Annotated in this window: 19 protein-coding genes; 10 read left to right on the plus strand and 9 right to left on the minus strand. The window is 47.1% G+C overall.

Annotation, left to right across the window (positions count from 1 at the left end; genetic code table 11):
• Positions 1–1,374 carry an MFS transporter gene (locus EL268_RS11050; protein ID WP_106653247.1) on the plus strand — a complete coding sequence of 458 codons (1,374 nt, stop codon included), beginning with the start codon at positions 1–3 and terminating at the stop codon, positions 1,372–1,374.
• Between the two features lie 67 nt (positions 1,375–1,441).
• Here EL268_RS11050 and EL268_RS11055 read toward each other — a convergent pair whose 3' ends face one another.
• Both EL268_RS11055 and EL268_RS11060 read right to left on the minus strand, forming a co-directional pair.
• Positions 1,442–1,915: an NUDIX domain-containing protein gene (locus EL268_RS11055; RefSeq protein ID WP_106653248.1), complete on the minus strand. Its 474-nt coding sequence runs from the start codon at positions 1,913–1,915 to the stop codon at positions 1,442–1,444.
• A 14-nt stretch (positions 1,916–1,929) separates the two neighbouring features.
• Entirely contained in the window at positions 1,930–2,859 is a 930-nt protein-coding gene (locus tag EL268_RS11060; protein ID WP_106653249.1) for an NAD(P)/FAD-dependent oxidoreductase, read from the minus strand.
• 236 nt (positions 2,860–3,095) lie between these two features.
• Between EL268_RS11060 and EL268_RS11065 the strand changes: the two genes are divergently transcribed.
• From EL268_RS11065 to ppsA, 3 genes are all read left to right on the plus strand, one after another.
• Positions 3,096–4,457, plus strand: coding sequence for an LCP family protein (locus tag EL268_RS11065; protein ID WP_106653250.1), 1,362 nt, complete (start codon positions 3,096–3,098; stop codon positions 4,455–4,457).
• 84 nt (positions 4,458–4,541) lie between these two features.
• Positions 4,542–5,138 (plus strand): Hsp20/alpha crystallin family protein, encoded by a 597-nt coding sequence (locus EL268_RS11070; protein WP_106653552.1) that lies wholly within the window; start codon positions 4,542–4,544, stop codon positions 5,136–5,138.
• A 211-nt stretch (positions 5,139–5,349) separates the two neighbouring features.
• Complete coding sequence (gene ppsA, locus EL268_RS11075; RefSeq protein WP_106653251.1) at positions 5,350–7,965, plus strand: phosphoenolpyruvate synthase; 2,616 nt, start codon at positions 5,350–5,352, stop codon at positions 7,963–7,965.
• Positions 7,966–8,039: 74 nt separating this feature from the next.
• On the opposite strand, the gene EL268_RS11080 is transcribed toward ppsA, so the two are convergent.
• From EL268_RS11080 to EL268_RS11105, 6 genes are read right to left on the minus strand one after another with little or no spacing between them, the layout of a single operon-like run.
• The gene (locus tag EL268_RS11080) at positions 8,040–8,255 is read right to left on the minus strand and encodes a spore germination protein (RefSeq protein ID WP_017249535.1); all 216 of its coding nucleotides are present in this window, start codon (positions 8,253–8,255) and stop codon (positions 8,040–8,042) included.
• Positions 8,256–8,258: 3 nt separating this feature from the next.
• Positions 8,259–8,651 carry a spore germination protein GerPE gene (locus tag EL268_RS11085; RefSeq protein ID WP_106653252.1) on the minus strand — a complete coding sequence of 131 codons (393 nt, stop codon included), beginning with the start codon at positions 8,649–8,651 and terminating at the stop codon, positions 8,259–8,261.
• A 14-nt stretch (positions 8,652–8,665) separates the two neighbouring features.
• Positions 8,666–8,857: a spore gernimation protein gene (locus EL268_RS11090; RefSeq protein ID WP_106653253.1), complete on the minus strand. Its 192-nt coding sequence runs from the start codon at positions 8,855–8,857 to the stop codon at positions 8,666–8,668.
• Positions 8,854–9,468 (minus strand): spore germination protein GerPC, encoded by a 615-nt coding sequence (gene gerPC / locus EL268_RS11095; protein WP_106653254.1) that lies wholly within the window; start codon positions 9,466–9,468, stop codon positions 8,854–8,856. Before gerPC ends, EL268_RS11090 begins: the two co-directional genes overlap by 4 nt.
• A gap of 34 nt (positions 9,469–9,502) precedes the next feature.
• Positions 9,503–9,757 carry a spore germination protein GerPB gene (locus EL268_RS11100; protein ID WP_106653255.1) on the minus strand — a complete coding sequence of 85 codons (255 nt, stop codon included), beginning with the start codon at positions 9,755–9,757 and terminating at the stop codon, positions 9,503–9,505.
• Complete coding sequence (locus tag EL268_RS11105; protein WP_106653256.1) at positions 9,754–10,005, minus strand: spore germination protein; 252 nt, start codon at positions 10,003–10,005, stop codon at positions 9,754–9,756. The genes EL268_RS11100 and EL268_RS11105 overlap by 4 nt, the downstream gene beginning before the upstream one ends.
• Positions 10,006–10,151: 146 nt before the next feature.
• On the opposite strand from EL268_RS11105, the gene EL268_RS11110 reads away from it, so the two are divergent.
• Positions 10,152–10,349 carry a hypothetical protein gene (locus tag EL268_RS11110; RefSeq protein ID WP_106653257.1) on the plus strand — a complete coding sequence of 66 codons (198 nt, stop codon included), beginning with the start codon at positions 10,152–10,154 and terminating at the stop codon, positions 10,347–10,349.
• A 9-nt stretch (positions 10,350–10,358) separates the two neighbouring features.
• Here EL268_RS11110 and shc read toward each other — a convergent pair whose 3' ends face one another.
• Positions 10,359–12,257 (minus strand): squalene--hopene cyclase, encoded by a 1,899-nt coding sequence (gene shc, locus EL268_RS11115; protein ID WP_106653258.1) that lies wholly within the window; start codon positions 12,255–12,257, stop codon positions 10,359–10,361.
• Between the two features lie 57 nt (positions 12,258–12,314).
• Between shc and EL268_RS11120 the strand changes: the two genes are divergently transcribed.
• The 5 genes from EL268_RS11120 (at position 12,315) to EL268_RS11140 (ending at position 17,594) form a co-directional block, all read left to right on the plus strand.
• On the plus strand, positions 12,315–13,448 hold the full coding sequence (locus EL268_RS11120; protein ID WP_106653259.1) for a DUF2515 domain-containing protein: 1,134 nt from the start codon (positions 12,315–12,317) through the stop codon (positions 13,446–13,448).
• Between the two features lie 99 nt (positions 13,449–13,547).
• The gene (locus EL268_RS11125) at positions 13,548–15,803 is read left to right on the plus strand and encodes a type IA DNA topoisomerase (protein WP_106653260.1); all 2,256 of its coding nucleotides are present in this window, start codon (positions 13,548–13,550) and stop codon (positions 15,801–15,803) included.
• A gap of 122 nt (positions 15,804–15,925) precedes the next feature.
• The gene (locus EL268_RS11130) at positions 15,926–16,591 is read left to right on the plus strand and encodes a PspA/IM30 family protein (protein WP_106653261.1); all 666 of its coding nucleotides are present in this window, start codon (positions 15,926–15,928) and stop codon (positions 16,589–16,591) included.
• A 66-nt stretch (positions 16,592–16,657) separates the two neighbouring features.
• Positions 16,658–17,062 (plus strand): DUF350 domain-containing protein, encoded by a 405-nt coding sequence (locus EL268_RS11135; protein ID WP_106653262.1) that lies wholly within the window; start codon positions 16,658–16,660, stop codon positions 17,060–17,062.
• Positions 17,063–17,087: 25 nt separating this feature from the next.
• Positions 17,088–17,594, plus strand: a complete 507-nt coding sequence (locus tag EL268_RS11140) for a DUF4178 domain-containing protein (RefSeq protein ID WP_106653263.1) — start codon at positions 17,088–17,090, stop codon at positions 17,592–17,594.
• Positions 17,595–17,597: the final 3 nt, after the last annotated feature.

Consider the following 17,597-nt stretch of genomic DNA (forward strand, 5'->3'; position numbering starts at 1 on the left):
ATGGCACAAAATGCGAAAAACCTGATTGGGCTAGTCGGGGTTCCATTAGTTATGGTGTTGGGCAACTCGATGCTGATCCCTGTACTGCCTACAATGAAAACGGAAATGAAGCTCACCGCCTTACAGACGAGCTTGTTGATCACCGCTTTTTCGATTGCTGCAGGTATTGTTATCCCTTTTGCCGGCTATTTGTCGGATCGATTTGGGAGAAAAATTGTCATTATCATTTCCCTTGCCTTGTACGGTCTGGGTGGTTTGGTCGCAGGGCTTTCCGCACTGTGGTTGGATCAACCTTATATGGCCATAATGGGAGGGCGAGTCTTGCAGGGGATCGGGGCCGCCGGGACAGCCCCTATCGCGATGGCTTTGGTAGGGGATCTGTTCGATGGCGCTTCGGAGAGTAGGGCATTGGGGCTTTTGGAGACATCAAACGGGATGGGAAAAGTATTAAGCCCGATAATTGGCTCCTTGCTTGCTCTCATTTCTTGGTACATGGTTTTTTTAGCTTTTCCGATAATTTGCGGTGTCGTCCTCCTGATGTTTTTATTTCTGACCAAGGAAAAGAAACAGGAGAAAAAGCCGCTACCTGTCAAGCAATACATGCATTCGATCTCACAAGTGTTTAAGCAGCACGGAAAATGGCTTGTCCCCGCGTTTTTTATTGGGAGCATCTGCCTGTTTACGTTGTTTGGTGTACTTTTTTACCTGTCTGATTTATTGGAGGAAAAATACAAGATCGATGGTGTCATCAAAGGCTTTTTCTTGGCGATTCCATTGCTCGTAATGAGTATTGCGGCATATGTAACAGGAATCATCATCAAAAAGAAGCTGAAGCTGATGCGTCTATTTGTGATTGTCGGCATGTTCTTGCTCGCTACGTCCTACATTCTGGCCAGCTTTGTCAAAGGGGCTTATGTCCTAATTGGCATTTTGGTTATCGGCAGTGTGGGGACGGGGATGATTTTACCTTGCTTGAACTCGATGATCGTTGGGGCCGTACAAAAAACAGAGCGGGGCATGATTACGTCTTTGTATAGCGGTGTCCGTTTTATCGGTGTTGCGATCGGCCCGCCTATTTTTACCTGGTTGCTCGAGATTTCTCGAACGGTCATGTTTCTATCAATCGCAGGTTTATCGCTCGTTTTCGCTGTAGTTGCGATCTTCTTCTTGAAGCCTAAGCAGGTCGAGCAGCAAGGACAAGGGACAAAAGACACCGAGACGCAAGCGTGGCGGCAAATATCAGAGGTACTGGGAATTGAACGAGAAACGGTACATGAGGTACAACGTGAGAGAGCCATCGAAAAGTATGGCTTTGATCCAAATGAGCTCGTCAAACGCGTGTTGTCGGGAAAAAAGGAAAAGGAAAAACAATAAACAGGCTGTCTCTGTCGGTCATTCTCACCGGGTTGGAGAGCGACAGGGACGAGCCTGTTTTTGATGGCTAGGACGTAGCGAAGGGATGACGTAAAGCTCGTTCGAGTGCGAGCGGATACACATCATCTTGCAGAATGCGACTAAACTCCTGATTGCCTTTTACATTTCGCGGGATATCTGCAAACACAATGGTGGCAAGCACGTCTGAGCCGTTTGGCTGGTTTGTATAGTCCGCTACCTTTGCGATATAAATGTCTTTTCGCATCGAATCGTCGATGGTGTACTGTCCGATGCGCTCAATCCCTTCCAGAATGGCGCCGGTTTCTTCATAGACTTCACGAACGGCTGCCGCCAAGCTGTTTTCACCCGTTTCTACTTTTCCCCCTGGTAGCTCCACACCGCGTGTACGATGGCGAGTAAATAACAGCTTTCCTTGATAAAAAGCGAAGACCAGCACGTGACCTGCTTGGTGGTTACGATACTCTTCGGGGGAAAAGGTTAGCTTGACAGGTAAGCCGAAATCGTCGTAAAAAGCGTACATGCAAAGCTCTCCTTCTACAGGCTCTTTGATCTGTTGTTTTGAATTTCCAAGGAAATATGCTTGACCGCCTTCATCGCTTGACCAACTGCCAGTGACAAACTCGCATAAGCGGCTCCGTTGCTCACGTCTCCGACTGCGTATATCCATGGAGAGTTGACTCGTTGATACGAATCCGTTTGCAAATAGTCATCGCCAAACGTGTCCAAGCCTTCGAGACCCGCTGTGTTTCCATGAACACCAATTCGCGGCAGAATCCAATCGACTGCGATCGTCTGCGGATTGCCTGCCCGCGTAGAGGTGAGTGTCAAAACAGTCCGTGCCTCTTCTTCCTGATAGTCACTTACTTGTGTTTCCCACAGGACTTGGATGTTGGGCAGGCCTGTGATTTTCTTTTGCCATTCGGGACGAGCGCGCAACCCACTGCTCCGAACCAACAGATAGACTTGTCGGGCATGAAAGCTCAAATTTGCTGCACTTTCTAATGCACGATCTCCTCCGCCAATGACGGCGATATCTTGCCCGGCGATGGTGTGCGCTTGGGCAGTTGTAGAAAACCAAGGCGACAGGACGCTCGGACAGTCAGCTAGGGCCGGTATCTCATTCCAGCCGACTCCTGTGGCGATGAGTAAATAGTCGACACGATAAACGGATTTCGAAGTAATTACCTGCTTCGTTTCCCGATCAATGGAAAGAATGGCTTCGTTCAATCGTATGTTTGGCTGTCGGATGTAAGGATGTGCGATCAGTACCTTTACAAGGGCAGCTCCCTGGTCATATACAAGGGGCGGAAAGTCGGTAATCTCGTTGTATATGTGATGCAGTTGGCCGCCGAGTCGATCCGTTTTTTCAATAAGAAGACAAGAAAGACCCAATCGTTGGCACCATATTGCTGCGGACAACCCTGCGATGCCGCCACCCGCGATCAGCACCTGTATGTGTTCCACTCTCAAGTCCCTCCGATTCCCTTATTCATCTATCCGATTTTCCACAGTTTTAGACTACCTGTTTCGATTCGCAAGTGCAAGAACTCTCAGGGAAAACCGATCGAGTTGAATCGGCAGGATTCTACAATTTGACGGCAGATTGTGGTAAAATGGGACATGGTTTTCCAGAATATATTGAAAAATGAAAAGCCCAAAGCACTATGGACCCCGTGATTTTAAAAAGGAGTGAACCGAACGTGCAAGCCAAGAATGACAAGCCTCAAGCTCCTGCAAAACAGCCGCGTAAACGGATCAAGCGTGGTCAGCGAAGCAAGCGGATGTATCTGCTCTTGGCGGGTTGCTTATTCCTCTGTTTGTTGGCCGTAGGAGCAGGCTTCGCCCTCAACCAGTTTAACAAGACATTGGACGTCGTAACGGAAGACCCTTACAAGCTGCCGGATCAACCCGTTGTAGAGAAGCCGTACGAACAAAAGAAATCAATCGCCTTTGTCATCGTCGGGGTGGATACGCGCAAAAACATCGGCATGTTAAACACGGATGTCCTCGTCGTTGCAGTCGCCAATCCGGTTACGCAAAAGCTGAGCATGGTATCGTTGCCCCGTGATACCCGGGTTCAAATCCCAGGATATCCTGGTTATCACAAAGTCAATGAAGTATTTGCATTAGGGGAAAATATCAGGAAAGATGCGGAAATCAAAGGGAAGCCTGTTACCGAAAATGGCATGACGATGCTCAAAAAAACATTGAATCACATGCTGGGGATCTCGGTTGAGCATTACGTGCAGCTTGACTTTGAGGGCTTCACAGCGGTCATTGACAAGCTGGGCGGGATTACGGTTGACGTAGATCGCGATCTCGTATACGAATTGCCGAAGCAAGGTGTATACCGCAATTTGAAAAAAGGAAAGCAAGTATTGAACGGAGAGCAGGCACTTGGCTTCGTCCGTCATCGCATCGACAGACGTGGAGACGCTTACAACTCGAGCGACTTCGATCGAAACCGCAGACAGCAGCAGGTGATTCGTGCCGTGGCAGAAAAGAGCATGTCCATGGATGGATTAGCGAGTTTGACAGCCGTACTGGATACCGTTGGTCAGCATATCAAAACCGACCTCTCAAAAGACCAAATAAAAGGATTGGCACTCGATTTTGCCAGCTTTTCGTCCAGCAACATGGTTACTTTGGATAATGGGGCGATCTGGAGTTCTCCTTATTCCTTATGGCCGAGGGAGAACATGCAAGCTGTTCGAACTGCCCTGCAAACAGAAGCGGGTGTAGCTGGACAGAGCGAACAGCTCAGTGATGCAGCTGTAGCGGAAGTAGCCAAGGTCGAAATGAAAGCAGAGAAGAGAACACCAGCTTCGAAGCCCAAGCCCACGACAGGTACAAAAGAACAGCCAAAAACACAGAAACCAGCCAAACCATCACCAAATACGGCTCCAGAACCAACACAGGAGCCTGTAACCCCGCCGACTGTACCAGATGGAAATGGCGGCGAATCCAATCCTGAGCCCACGGATAGTAACATGCCACCACCAGATATTTTGGCTCCGCCTGCACCAGCGACAGATAGTGCTGATGTAGGGCAAACTGGATGATCATGAGCACACTCCCCAGGCAAAAGCACATATTCTATCGTACAAAGACAGTCTTGCCTTTGCTGGGGAGGGAGTGCGGAAGTGATGAAAAACCTGCAAGAGACCATGAAGCAGTTACAAAAAGCATCCGAAAGTTTGTCCAAGCTCGGCTTTGACCCAGATCATCCGTGGAAAGCATTAAGCCAGATGGGGCAGGTGCTGGATACGAATTTTTGGGAGAATATTGCGACGCTTAATAAGCAAGCAGCACAAAAGACGACTGCCGCAGCCGCGCCAAATGTACCACCCGTGAAAAAGGGGAAAAAAAAGACGAAGGAAAAACCGATGCGTTTCGTGCAGGTAAACGATTCGCATTTTTCCCCAGCCTCAGATATCTTCCAATCAGAGCAAATGGTCATTGTTTCCTGTGAACTGCCAGGCTTCGATCGCGATAGTCTGGAGATTACCCTCTCCGACCAACGGTGGCTGGAGGTCAAGGGGATCATCAAAGAAAGTGAGCACCACGGGCTTCGTACACAAGGGGAAAGAAGCTACGGCCCGTTTTATCGCAAGCTGGCTTTACCGGTTTCCGTCAGTTCAAAAGGGATGAGGGCCCAGTATCAGGATGGGTTGTTAGAAATCTATTTGATGCGTGATGGAGCGGCGAATGAACGAAAAACAACATTTAAAGCAAGCTTGTAAAAGCAGGTGGTAGTGGAAAATCAAAAAAGAACCTGGATATTCTGCCCAGGTTCTTTTTTATTGCACAGTAACAGACGCGATGATATAATCAGATCACGACTGTTTTGATTTATGTAGTCATAGTTAACGCATCTTACACTTTAATCGTACCATGCTGGTGAACTCCTGTCAAATGTTTTTTCTAAATTTTAATGGTTAGGAGAGATGTTGAATGAGTTCTTTGGTTCTCGGTTTTGAGGAAATGGAAAAAACGCAGCTTTTGCTCGTTGGCGGAAAAGGGTTGCATTTAGGGGAATTGTCAAAAATTCAAGGAATACAAGTACCAGAAGGATTTTGTGTGACAACAGTGGGATACCAAAAGGCCATCGAACAAAACGAAATGTACCATGCTTTGCTGGATCAACTAACCATGCTAAACGTACAAGATCGAGATCAAATTGGTGAAATCAGCAGGAAGATTCGCCAATTCATAATGGAAGTAGAAATTCCTTCCGATGTTGTGAAAGCCGTTACTCACTATCTCTCCCAATTCGGAGAGGAGCATGCTTATGCAGTGCGTTCTAGTGCGACTGCTGAAGATTTACCACAGGCCTCTTTTGCAGGTCAACAAGACACCTATTTAAATATCATCGGCAAAGAAGCAATCTTGCAGCATATCAGCAAATGTTGGGCATCTCTATTTACGGATCGCGCGGTTATCTACCGGATGCAAAATGGATTTGACCACAAACACGTTTATTTATCCGTTATTGTTCAAAAAATGGTTTTCCCACAGGCTTCCGGGATTTTATTTACCGCTGATCCAATTACATCCAACCGGAAGGTGCTATCAATCGATGCCAGTTATGGACTTGGAGAAGCACTGGTCTCTGGCTTGGTCTCTGCCGATTGTTATAAAGTACAGGAAGAGGAAATCGTCGATAAGAGGATAGCAACCAAAAAACTGGCTATCTATGGACGACAAGAAGGGGGAACAGAGACACTGCCGATCGATCCTGATCAGCAACAGACTCAAACCCTTACTGAAAAACAAATTTTACAACTGGCACGCATTGGAAGACAGATCGAAGCTTATTTTGGTTCCCCACAAGATATCGAATGGTGTTTGGTTGATGATACTTTTTATATTGTCCAGAGTCGTCCAATCACGACTTTATACCCCATTCCTAAAGCGAATGATCAAGAAAATCACGTCTATGTATCTGTTGGCCATCAACAAATGATGACCGACCCCATAAAACCATTGGGACTGTCTTTTTTCCTGTTAACAACTCCTGCACCCATGAGCAAAGCGGGTGGAAGGCTGTTTGTTGATGTTACAAATATGCTGGCTTCACCTGACAGCAGACAAACCATATTAGATACCCTGGGGCAATCCGATCCGCTTATTAAAGACGCGCTTATGACCGTCATAGAGCGAGGAGATTTTATACAATTATTACCCATAGATAAAAAAGAACAGAGTCCCAACAATAGCAATAAAGGTTTGTCGTCTTTGGGTTTTCAAGAACAATTCGAAAACGATCCGACAATTGTTGCTGATTTGATTAAGCGTAGTCAAACATCGATCGAAGAGTTAAAGCATCACATCCAAACGAAATCAGGACCGGAGTTATTTGATTTTATTCGAGAAGACATCCAGCAATTAAAGAAGATTTTATTTGATCCACAAAACATAGGTGTGATTACGGCTGCTATGGATGCTTCAAAATGGATCAATGAAAAAATGAACAAGTGGTTGGGGGAAAAAAACGTAGCAGACACGCTTTCTCAATCTGTGGCACACAATATTACTTCGGAAATGGGACTGGCGCTCATGGATGTTGCAGATGTGGTTCGTCCTTATCCAGAAGTAATTGACTTTTTGCAGCATGCAAAAGACGATGACTTTTTGGATGAACTGGTTCAGTTTGAAGGTGGACAGGAAACGCAAGACGCAATCTATGCTTATCTCAGGAAATACGGAATGAGATGTGCCGGAGAAATCGATATAACGAAAACTCGTTGGAGTGAAAAACCAATGACGCTTGTCCCCATGATTCTAGGTAACATCAAAAACTTTGAGCCGAATGCTGGCAAACAAAAATTCGAACAAGGGCGACAGGAAGCTTTGGAAAAAGAGCAAGAGTTATTAGATCGATTAAAGCAATTACCGGATGGTGAACAAAAAGCCAAAGAAACAAAACAAAAGATCGACCTCATCCGGAATTTCATCGGCTACCGGGAATACCCAAAATACGGCATGGTGAATCGCTACTTCGTTTATAAGCAGGCTTTACTGAAAGAAGCCGAACAACTCGTCCAAACAAGCGTTATTCATGAAAAAGAAGATGTATACTATCTCACTTTTGAAGAATTTCACGAAGCCGTACGCACAAACAAACTGGATGATCAGATCATCAGCAAACGAAAAGACGATTACAAGTTTTTTGAAAAACTGACTCCCCCGCGTGTAATCACGTCTGATGGTGAAATCATTGCAGGTGAGTACAAACGAGAAAATCTGCCAGCCAATGCGATTGTAGGTCTACCTGTTTCTTCCGGCGTTATAGAGGGAAGAGCACGTGTCATCTTAAACATGGAAGATGCTGATCTAGAAGAGGGAGATATATTAGTCACCTCCTTTACTGACCCTGGCTGGACACCATTGTTTGTATCCATAAAAGGTCTAGTCACCGAAGTTGGTGGACTGATGACCCATGGAGCGGTTATCGCGCGTGAATATGGCTTACCAGCAGTTGTCGGCGTGGAAAATGCCACCACCATGATAAAAGACGGGCAACGAATTCGCGTGCATGGAACAGAAGGGTATATTGAAATATTGTAGTAAGGGGGCCTCGTGCCTCCTTTTTCAGCCAAAATAAAAACAGTGTCAATGAAAAGACATTAACACTGCAGGGATTAGATGTTCCCAAACATCGGTTGATCGACGACATTGGGGTCTAGTGTATTCGTTGCGTTGACACCATTGAGCGTATTGACGACGTTGCCTGTGTTGCCGCCTCCTGAACCGGAGAATGTCTTGGCGGCTGTTTTTGGCGATATGTTGAGCGTATCTCCGAAGTTAACGGTACCCGAATTACTATTGATATTGACAGCTCCAATGACAGAAGGCACAGCCTACCCCCTCCCTCTGGTTTTTGGCTCGTCTTGGAAAATGTGACGAATATTTACGACTCGCGTTTCGAGTGTAATGGATTCATTAGAACCAACATGGACGACGGACGCTCCTGCTACGAAAGGGACTTCCACTTTTCGAATGAAAATGTACGGACAGTCGTGGAACGTATCAATGCAAATCGGTTCTGAGAGACTAGGGGGAATTAAGGGAACGGAAAAGACCGAGTAATCCTCGAACATAAATTCATTTTCATAGAAGATGGCCTGCTCGCGTTGGACGGCTAAAATGTTCGAGACTGCATCAATCTGCCGGGAATCACCTATTTGCAGAACAGATGAGGTATCGACCGAGAGAACATCCAGCTTATGGACATGACTGGTCCTTCGGTACATGGGGACAACCCTCCTTAAGAAGCACGCAGAGCAGTATCAATCGGAATCGAAGCTCCGACAATCATTTTTTCGGGTGGGGTTTCATAAATCGCTCTGAGGTCTACAGTCTGTGTGTCTCCAATAAACAAGGAAGCAGCAGAAGAGAGAGCACTAACAGAGACTTTTTTTACACAAATGGCTTCGTTTATCACTTGATACCTCATCATGGTTCGTTCACCTCACGAGGCAAATTTTTCACGAATGTTTCGCAGGTCTTGTCGATATCCCGTTTCACTTTTTGGACTGTATTTTGCACGAAAACATCGAGTTGCTCTGGTTCTAGTTCATCGGCAGGGAGCTCGCTCAGGTAATACTTAATCCGCTGATCGATCTGCTTTTTAATGTCATCCAAGATAAAGGCACGATAATTGTTATCCAGCGGATAGTTGCACTCTGTTTCGATTCTTTCAAGAACGTGGTAGGCATCTGTCTCCAGGTATTGATAAATTTCTTTCTGGACACGGTCAAAAAGTGGGACATTGCTTTGGTGCGGATTAGGGACATCCATCGATTGATTGATGGAAAAATCACCGATTCCAGCGTCATTTCCTTTAGGGTTTAAGCCGATATTGAGAGTCCCTTCCAGTCGCTCAACCTTTAGCAGATCGAATTTGTACTCGTTCTTGATGACGGAAGGAATCTGTTTTTCCTTGAGTTCATTTACGTCTTGCTGCAACTGTTCAAGCATTTGCTTCATCTTCTCGATCTTTTTGTCTTGCAATTGTATATAGTCATGTAACTGTTGAAGATACTGCATCATTTCGGGATCCATGTACATGACGACCATCCTTCTTCATCTAACATACATCGAATTAGGCAAACCGCGAAGGCATACCAGGGCGTAAGGGCGAGGGAGAAACCAACGGGATGAGGGGCACGAATTCTTCCGAACCAGTTGTGGGCAGAGGCCCCACCTGTGGAGCTGGCTCTGTGAATCCGCCGGTGTTGTACAGCTTGGATACGGGTTTGATAATCCCTGCGCTTCCTATCTGGCACACTGAAGAGTTGCTTATGCCTTCGATCTTGAGCGAATTGATTACGATATGTTGCGTAACAAAAAAGTTCATGCGAAATCTCGTCCCTTTGCCCTGAAATCATTCGTTTCTTCTACAAAAAGCGGGATATCATTATCGGATTGTTCATTGATGTAGACGACGCTACGTGGAATTTTAAAGGACAGATTGGTACCAGAATTGAATGATCCTCCACCCGCGAAGGTTTTGGCATAGCTGGTAGGTGCGATTTTACGGACGTCTCCGACATTGAAAACGCCGCCCACGTTGTTTACATTGATGACTCCAACGAATGCTGGCATGTTCGGCACATCCTTTTGGGAGAGATCCTCTCTGTATTGTATGTCGTAGGCCATTGGGTGTTCATACCTGTTTTTGCGACCGAACCAGTGAGATCCGCATACGTTGTATGGATGGCACGAGTTTTAGGAAAAGGAGAAAAAGTTCCATGAATATGAAGGTGACGAATAAAAAAATAGACGTCGGTGATTTCAGCTTTGGGGGAGTGTCTCAGTCGTCGATTGTGCTGATTGGGGACACCGATGTCCTGTCTTGCTACTCTATTTTTGATACGCCGCCACACGCCGTGGTTTATTCACCCCAGGTTCCTCTTCAACCGTTAGGTCTTGGTTTGCGAAGAGGGTAGCGGTAGTTTTTACGTGTTCGCGTATTTGGTCTGATAGTGGCTGAGAGCCAACAACGGCCAAATCCAACGATAGCTGTGATAAGCAAAGTAAGTGCCGCCAGGACGCCCCCCGCCAGTCGGGTAGCGAGTCGTCCAGTCGTTTGCTTGATTGTGAGTAAGCAGGTAGTGAATCCCTCGTTGCAGCTCTGGGGTCGGCTTGGATGACACGGCTATCAGTGCATCGATTGCCCATGCCGTCTGCGAGGGTGTGCTTGCTCCGAGAGGGACGTACGTTTTTTTCTGGTCGCTTTGGCAAGATTCCCCCCAGCCGCCGTCAGGATTTTGGCTGGCAACCAGCCACGCAACCGCTTTTTGGATGGCGGGATCAGTAGGGGAAAAGCCAACCGCCATCAGCCCGGTAATGGCAGCCCAAGTGCCGTATAGGTAAGCAATTCCCCAACGTCCATACCAGGAGCCGTCTGACCCTTGATGTTTGAGAAGCCAGCGGACTCCTTTTTCTACATGCGGGTCAGTCAATGTTCGTCCGGCATAGTTTCCGAGGAACTCTAAAGTCCTCCCTGTCAAATCGGCAGAGGACGGATCTGTACTGACGGTATCGGCTCCTTCGATTGGCAGGTGGCGAATGAAATCAGCGTCTGTGTTTCGTTCAAAAGCAGGCCAGCCTCCATCGTCGTTTTGCATGGATAATAGCCACTCGAGACCGCGCTTCCAGGCAGCAGCTGTTGTTATATCCGTACGGGCGAGCAGGCGCAGAGAGCGCAGAGCAGCTGTCGTATCATCAATATCCGGGTTCATGGTGTTGTAGTCAGAAAAGCCCCAACCGCCAGGCTTTCCTTTTGGATTGCGGATTTTCCAGTCGCCGTACGTATGCTGCTGCTTTTGGAGAAGGTACCGATTTGCTTTTTGAATCGCGGGATGTGTAGGAGAAAGTCCGCTTTTTTGCAAAGAAGAAGCCAAGAGGGCCGTGTCCCATACGGCTGAGGTAGCCAGCTGCAAGTGTGCGCCGCTTTCATAATCGTAGACACTATTCGTAAGCCCCTGCATCGCTTTTTGGATGAGGGGGTCTTGCGGAGAAAATCCCCGAGCGAGCAGCGCAAATATCATGAAAAAGGTAGAGGTCGAATAATTGTACAGAGTACCGTCCGGCTCGATTCGCGCCAGGATGTATTGTTCCAGGCGCCGTAGAGCGAGCTTGTGCAGTTGTCCGGGTAAAAAGGGGAGACGCTGCAAGGAATCGTGGATGGTGGCGAGGAACGACTGGCCCTCTTTGAGGAAATTCTCTAGGAATCGATGCGGATATAGCCCGCGAGTGATCGGTGTATCCGCGTATAGATCGGACAAGTCTGGCGCATCGTCAGGCTTTTTTACATAGTTGCGATCAGCCACAATCATCATGGGAGCAAGATGGACACGTGCATACCCAACAAAATCGTAAAAGCTGACAGGGAAGCTCGAGTGCAAGAGAGCAATCTCGATGGGAACGAGAAAATGCGAGGGCCACTGGTACTGGCCTGTCAAGGCTGTAGCAAATTTGGTCAGCATGTTCGCTTGTGTCAGCCCACCCTTTTCCAAAATAAACGAGCGAGCCAGAACCATTCTCGGTTCATCCTTCGTATATTTGCCTGATAACAGCAGAGCGTAATACGAATCAATGGTCGTAGACAGATGGCCTTCATGCTCGTCAGGATACAGCTTCCATGCCCCATTATCGTGTTGAAGAGACGTAATGTGAGCAGTGAGCTTCTCCATCAAACGCTCATCATGAATGCCAAGTGTGCGCAATAGGATGATCATGTGAGAATCTGTCATCGGTGAGCTTTCCAGACAAAAGCGCCAAGTGCCATCCGCTTGCTGGCGCTGTAACAAAAAGGCTTGCATGCGGCTAATTTCTTGCTGGACTTCGCGCAACTCATTCACCTCCCGATAAAATACACACGCCTCAGGAAGAGAGGGGGAAGAGCATCGATGGGTTTGTCGTGGTACCAATACGCATCTCGCTTGCCGCTTGCCATGAATCTGGGGAAAGTCCGTACGGCGACTGCCACGTTGCCAGCAGAAGATCAAAAGACGGTAGAGCGGATTAGTCAGGAGACGTTCGCCCACAACCGTGACAATATAGACAGAACGCGCGCCTATTTGTCGTTTTATCAAAAGCATCCACAAATTCATTGGGCGCTATTGGCACATCTCGTATCGCGCAATGCGGGATGGAGTATGACTGATTTGCGGGGAGAATTGTTGCCTCGCTTGCTTCGAACAAAAGAGCAGCAGGATTATTTTTCGTTTTTGGAGCGGGGAAACTGGCTGATTTTTCACGATGCGTACCCTCAATTGTTACTGTATGAAGAGAGTGTCAGGCGACAGACCAACCTTTTTTATTTGCTGCCTCATCTGGGCGTCTCCACTTTCATGCAGGCGATCTGGAATCATTTTTGGAAGACAACGGACAAAGAGCTGCTCGCCATTGGTTTGATCATCAATGAACAAAACTACTTGGAAGAACAGGTCATGAAAGACTCGGGCTATCAAAATTCAGTTGTCCGCACACTCCCGTTTGCCTTGCAGGAGCTTTTGCATCTGAATATGATCTTGCTTCCTCAGCGGAAAGTGGCTGATGGGCAAGGAGGCTCCTTGCAGCTCGCGGGTGAGCGAGTGTTTCATTTTGCCTCCTTACGAGAGAGAATCAGCTTGGGAAAAAGGCTGTACAGTCTGCTGTTCGGGGGTACGAATAGGCAGGAGGCAGCGTGTGCTTGGGCATTGGATCAGCCACACACAGGTTCGCGAAAAGATTATTGGCCCCATCTTTTTCACGATGTGAATGATACAGCTCCTGGCAAGCCTTATCAGGTAAAACTAATGAACTGTCAGCTGCACCCAGGGGCAAAGCGGCTGTTTTCCCCAACGCTGCGTCAAGTTTGGAGGCCTATTCATCATGAGCCGCCAAAGGAGTTAGATTGGTACAAAAACAAGAGCGACGTATGGCGTGTGCTGACTCGACCGGAGGAGACAGCAAATGCAGCGGAGATGAGTGAGGCGTATTGCCAGGCGTTGGCAAAAATCGAGTGGGCTGTCGCAGCCAGAACGAGAATACTTGGCTAACTTGTAGTAAAATAGAGAGGTATTTATTCGATAAAAATGATCATGGCAGAAGAGGAAAGGTACATTTGCTTAGAGAGTTTTAGAAGGAGCGATAACCATTTGAAGACACTAATTATTGCGGAGAAACCTGACATGGGACGAAATATTGCCGCCGCAATAGATCCTAAAGCGAAAAATCACCGTACCTATTTAGAAGGTGAAAAATACATCATTACGTGGGCAATCGGGCACTTAATTGAACTGGCGGAACCGGAGGCGTACGACCAAAAATATAAAAAGTGGAACATCAATGATCTTCCTATCATTCCCAATCCATTTAAGCTAGTGCCCAATCGGAAAACAATCGATCAGCTAAAAATTATTGGGCAGTTGGCCAAACGAAGCAATCTGCTGATTAATGCATGCGATGCCGGGCGGGAAGGTCAACACATCTTTTCACTCATTCAGCGACATCTAAAATTGAGCCACCCCGTTAAAAGACTGTGGATCTCAGACTTGACCCCTGAAACGATCAGGAAAGGATTTGCGGAGATGAAGGATGCCGCAGCCTATGAAAACTTGACGAGGGCAGCAAAAGCTCGTAGTGAAGCAGATTGGCTAATCGGGATGAATGGCTCACGTGCATTTACAACCAAACATAATGTACTCCTTTCGGTCGGACGAGTACAGACCCCTGTCCTTGCACTCATTTATGATCGACAGAAACAGATTGAGGCTTTCTCATCGGTTACATTCTTTCAAGTGGAAGGGCATTTTTCGCAGGGGGAGAGGTCGTACAAGGGTATTTGGCAAGGTGATCGCTTAACCGATCCATCTAAAGCAGAAATGTTGGCTCGTAAAGTGAAAGGAAAACAAGGGCGGATAGCATCCTACGAAGTAAAGGATACCAAGGAGTATCCATTCAAGTTGTATGACCTGACATTGCTGCAACGTGAGGCCAATGGCAAGTACGGATTTTCCGCCAAGAAAACCTTGGATTTAGCTCAGGCACTCTATGAAAAGCATAAGGTGATTTCTTATCCGCGGACGAATTCCAACTATGTGACAGAGCAAAATATTCCCGAAATGCACAACACCTTGTCGTCGTTGCAAGGCACTGGATATGACAACTTGGTAAAGGGTGCAAACCGTAGTTTGGTTCACAAAGGCAACAAATTTATATGTAATCCAGCAAAAGTAGACGACCACCATGCGATCCTGCCGACAAATCGCAAGGCTTCAGGGCTTACGCCAGATGAGCAAAAGCTATACGATTTGATCGTTCGCCGCTTTCTGTCACAGTTTTATCCGCCAGCTGAATATAAGATGCATACGGTCATAACCGATGTGGAAAATGAAATGTTCAAAACGTCGGTGAAAGAACGGAAAAGTCTTGGTTGGAAGATTATTTATGCCGATCAGCAGAAGGAAAAGCCCAAGAATGTGAAAGGTGCGGCCAAAGAAGAAGAGGATAAAGAAGAGATTGAAGTGAACGAGCCTTTTATCATTCTACCTGATGCCAGCGTAGTATGCTCAGATGCGGTGGTAAAGGAAAAAGAAACACAGCCGCCCAAGCATTTTACGGAAGGAACGCTTCTAAAGGCCATGGAAAGCGCAGGCAAGCAAATCGAGGACGAGGAACTGCGTGATGCGATGAAAGAATCAGGTCTCGGAACCCCGGCAACTCGTGCCGCTACCATCGAACGACTGAAAAAGGTCGGATACGTTGAGATGCAGGGGAAAAAGGTTCAACTTACGCAAAAAGGCCGTACCGTTATCGAATTGATTAGGGGAGCAGGTATCGAACTATTAACCTCTCCTGAAATGACGGGGCATTGGGAGCGCCGCTTGAATGAGATCTCCCGAGGGACCGCCTCCGACGGGCAATTTATGGAGAATGTGAAGAAATTCGCTACGATGATTGTAGAAAAGGTTCGCGTACAATCTCGTGCTGAGAAGACCTTGTTTGAGAGTGAGAGTACCACTCAGAAAGGATCTTCCAAAACAAGAGGACGAGCTGGCGGGCGAAGTACAGGCAGATCAGGGGGCAGGACTGCCACAACAAAGGCTTCAACTCGAACGGCAGCAAAGACCGCTAGTACAACTTCGAGTATCATCACCAAATGTCCACGACCGGGTTGCGGAGGCTCCATTTTCATGGGGCGAAAAGGTTACGGTTGTTCGAATTACAACGTGGGCTGTAAATTCGTCATATGGAAAGAGAATTATGGACGTATGCTGACGGATACACAGATTAAAGCACTCATTGAAAAAGGCAAAACGGGTAAAATGAAGCTTGAACGTCAGGATGGGACACAATTTCAAGCAAAACTTATTTTGAAAAGTGTAGAATCGGGCGAACTTACTTTCGAGTAGTAAGGGAACCAATAAAAAATAAATTGTTGAAACTTACTTGCGTAACTATCGTAAATACAGGTATAACGGGGGCGGCAATTTTAGGCCGAACTACCTAGCACGTACTTAAGGAGGAATAATCCATGTCCATTTTTAAAAGACTGCGTGATTTGACCATGTCCAATTTGTACGCTTTGATTGAGAAAGCAGAAGATCCAATCAAAATGACAGACCAGTATTTGCGTGATATGCAAGAAGACTTGAATGAAGCAGAAAAAGCGGTTGCCGCCCAAATTGCCTTGGAAAAGAAATTCAAGGTGCTGTATGAAGAACAGGAAGCCTTGGTGAAAAAGCGTGATGAGCAGGCTCACATCGCAGCACAAGCGCAGAACATTGATCTGGCTCGCCGAGCTCTAGAAGAAAAGAAAGCTGCCGAGCAAAAAATGAACGAATACAAGGACAGCTACGAGAAAAACAAGCTGGCAGCCGATGGATTGCGCGAGAAGCTGGCTGAGATGAAAAAACAGATTACCGAACTGAAAAACAAGCGCGAAACATTAGTTGCCCGTGTCAATGCAGCCAAAGCGCAAAAGACGATCAATCAGGCGATGGGTGGCTTCGACACGAACTCGGCTATGGCTGGCTTGAAACGCATGGAAGAAAAAGCACTGCAAATGGAAGCAGAAGCAGAAGCCAGCGGCGAGATTTACAAAAAACAGAGCTCTTTAGATGAAGAAATTGCGAAGTTGAATAAGGATCAAGCCGTCGAGGACGAACTGGCTGCTCTGATGAAAAAATACGAGGGGTAAACCGCTTCAGGCGGTTTCCCTTTTTTTCAGACCTTAAACACCTTGACGAAAGTAGAGTGATTCGCTTTGACGTGGACAGAAATACTAGGGATGCTGGTTTGGACAGGAGCCGGCGGCATTTTGCTTTTTGTTTTGATGTGGATCGATTCGTTGTTTACGAAATACAAGGACATTACGGAAATCAAAAATGGAAACATAGCGGTCACGACGCGTTTTGTCATGAAGCTGTTTGCGCAAGGGTATATCTTATCGCAATCCATCATTACCTCCAATTTATTGTGGACAGCACTGCTCGTTTCTGTGCTCTCATTTGTCATTCTGTTCCTTTTGGAGAGAATCGTGGAATGGCTGTTAAAGCAAGTGGCCGGACTGGACCTGGAAAAAGGGACGCAGGAAGGAAAAGTGGCACATGCCATGATGGCTGGTTCATTCCATCTTGTGGGTGCCTTGATTTTGGCTGCATGTCTGTAAGACGTGATAGGGAAGGGAGTACAGCATGAGTTTGATGAAGCGAATCCAAAACATTTTTGCCAAGCATGAGCCTCCTGCACCGGAGAAGAGCATCCTGACGGTGGGGCCGGGTGATGTGGTCGATGTATCGCTCGTTACCTATCAAGTAATAGGAAAGGCGAGCAATGCGAGTCGCAAAGCCACGATGCTTACCTTGCAGGATGGAACGACCATTCGCTACCTGTATATCGAGGAACGGGAGAAGATTGTCTATCATCTGTATAGCGTGATTGATGGACGACTGGATTCAATAGACGAAGTACCGACCACAATCGAGATGGACGATGTCACCTACCATTTGGAGGAGCAATATAATGGCGCCGTCCAAACTGTGGGGAAAGCGCCGTTTCACACATCAGGGGAGCAGTACATCTGGCAATTCCAATCCGATCAACGCCAATTGCTGCGAATCGAGTGGCAGGATGGCCGGTTCATGCTCTATGAGGGAGAAAGTGTTCTGCCAGCGGACGTGCAGGTACTGCGCGGCACGTAGAGA

This window comes from Brevibacillus brevis (genome assembly GCF_900637055.1).
Taxonomy (GTDB): Bacteria; Bacillota; Bacilli; order Brevibacillales; family Brevibacillaceae; genus Brevibacillus; species Brevibacillus brevis.

Bases quoted from the DNA above. Each gene is read 5' to 3' on its own strand.
- EL268_RS11050 (WP_106653247.1), top strand. From the start codon at position 1: ATGGCACAAAATGCGAAAAACCTGATTGGGCTAGTCGGGGTTCCATTA.
- EL268_RS11055 (WP_106653248.1), bottom strand. From the start codon at position 1,915: ATGTACGCTTTTTACGACGATTTCGGCTTACCTGTCAAGCTAACCTTT.
- EL268_RS11070 (WP_106653552.1), top strand. From the start codon at position 4,542: ATGAAAAACCTGCAAGAGACCATGAAGCAGTTACAAAAAGCATCCGAA.
- ppsA (WP_106653251.1), top strand. From the start codon at position 5,350: ATGAGTTCTTTGGTTCTCGGTTTTGAGGAAATGGAAAAAACGCAGCTT.
- EL268_RS11085 (WP_106653252.1), bottom strand. From the start codon at position 8,651: ATGTACCGAAGGACCAGTCATGTCCATAAGCTGGATGTTCTCTCGGTC.
- EL268_RS11090 (WP_106653253.1), bottom strand. From the start codon at position 8,857: ATGATGAGGTATCAAGTGATAAACGAAGCCATTTGTGTAAAAAAAGTC.
- gerPC (WP_106653254.1), bottom strand. From the start codon at position 9,468: ATGTACATGGATCCCGAAATGATGCAGTATCTTCAACAGTTACATGAC.
- EL268_RS11100 (WP_106653255.1), bottom strand. From the start codon at position 9,757: ATGAACTTTTTTGTTACGCAACATATCGTAATCAATTCGCTCAAGATC.
- EL268_RS11105 (WP_106653256.1), bottom strand. From the start codon at position 10,005: ATGCCAGCATTCGTTGGAGTCATCAATGTAAACAACGTGGGCGGCGTT.
- EL268_RS11110 (WP_106653257.1), top strand. From the start codon at position 10,152: ATGAATATGAAGGTGACGAATAAAAAAATAGACGTCGGTGATTTCAGC.
- EL268_RS11120 (WP_106653259.1), top strand. From the start codon at position 12,315: ATGGGTTTGTCGTGGTACCAATACGCATCTCGCTTGCCGCTTGCCATG.
- EL268_RS11130 (WP_106653261.1), top strand. From the start codon at position 15,926: ATGTCCATTTTTAAAAGACTGCGTGATTTGACCATGTCCAATTTGTAC.
- EL268_RS11140 (WP_106653263.1), top strand. From the start codon at position 17,088: ATGAGTTTGATGAAGCGAATCCAAAACATTTTTGCCAAGCATGAGCCT.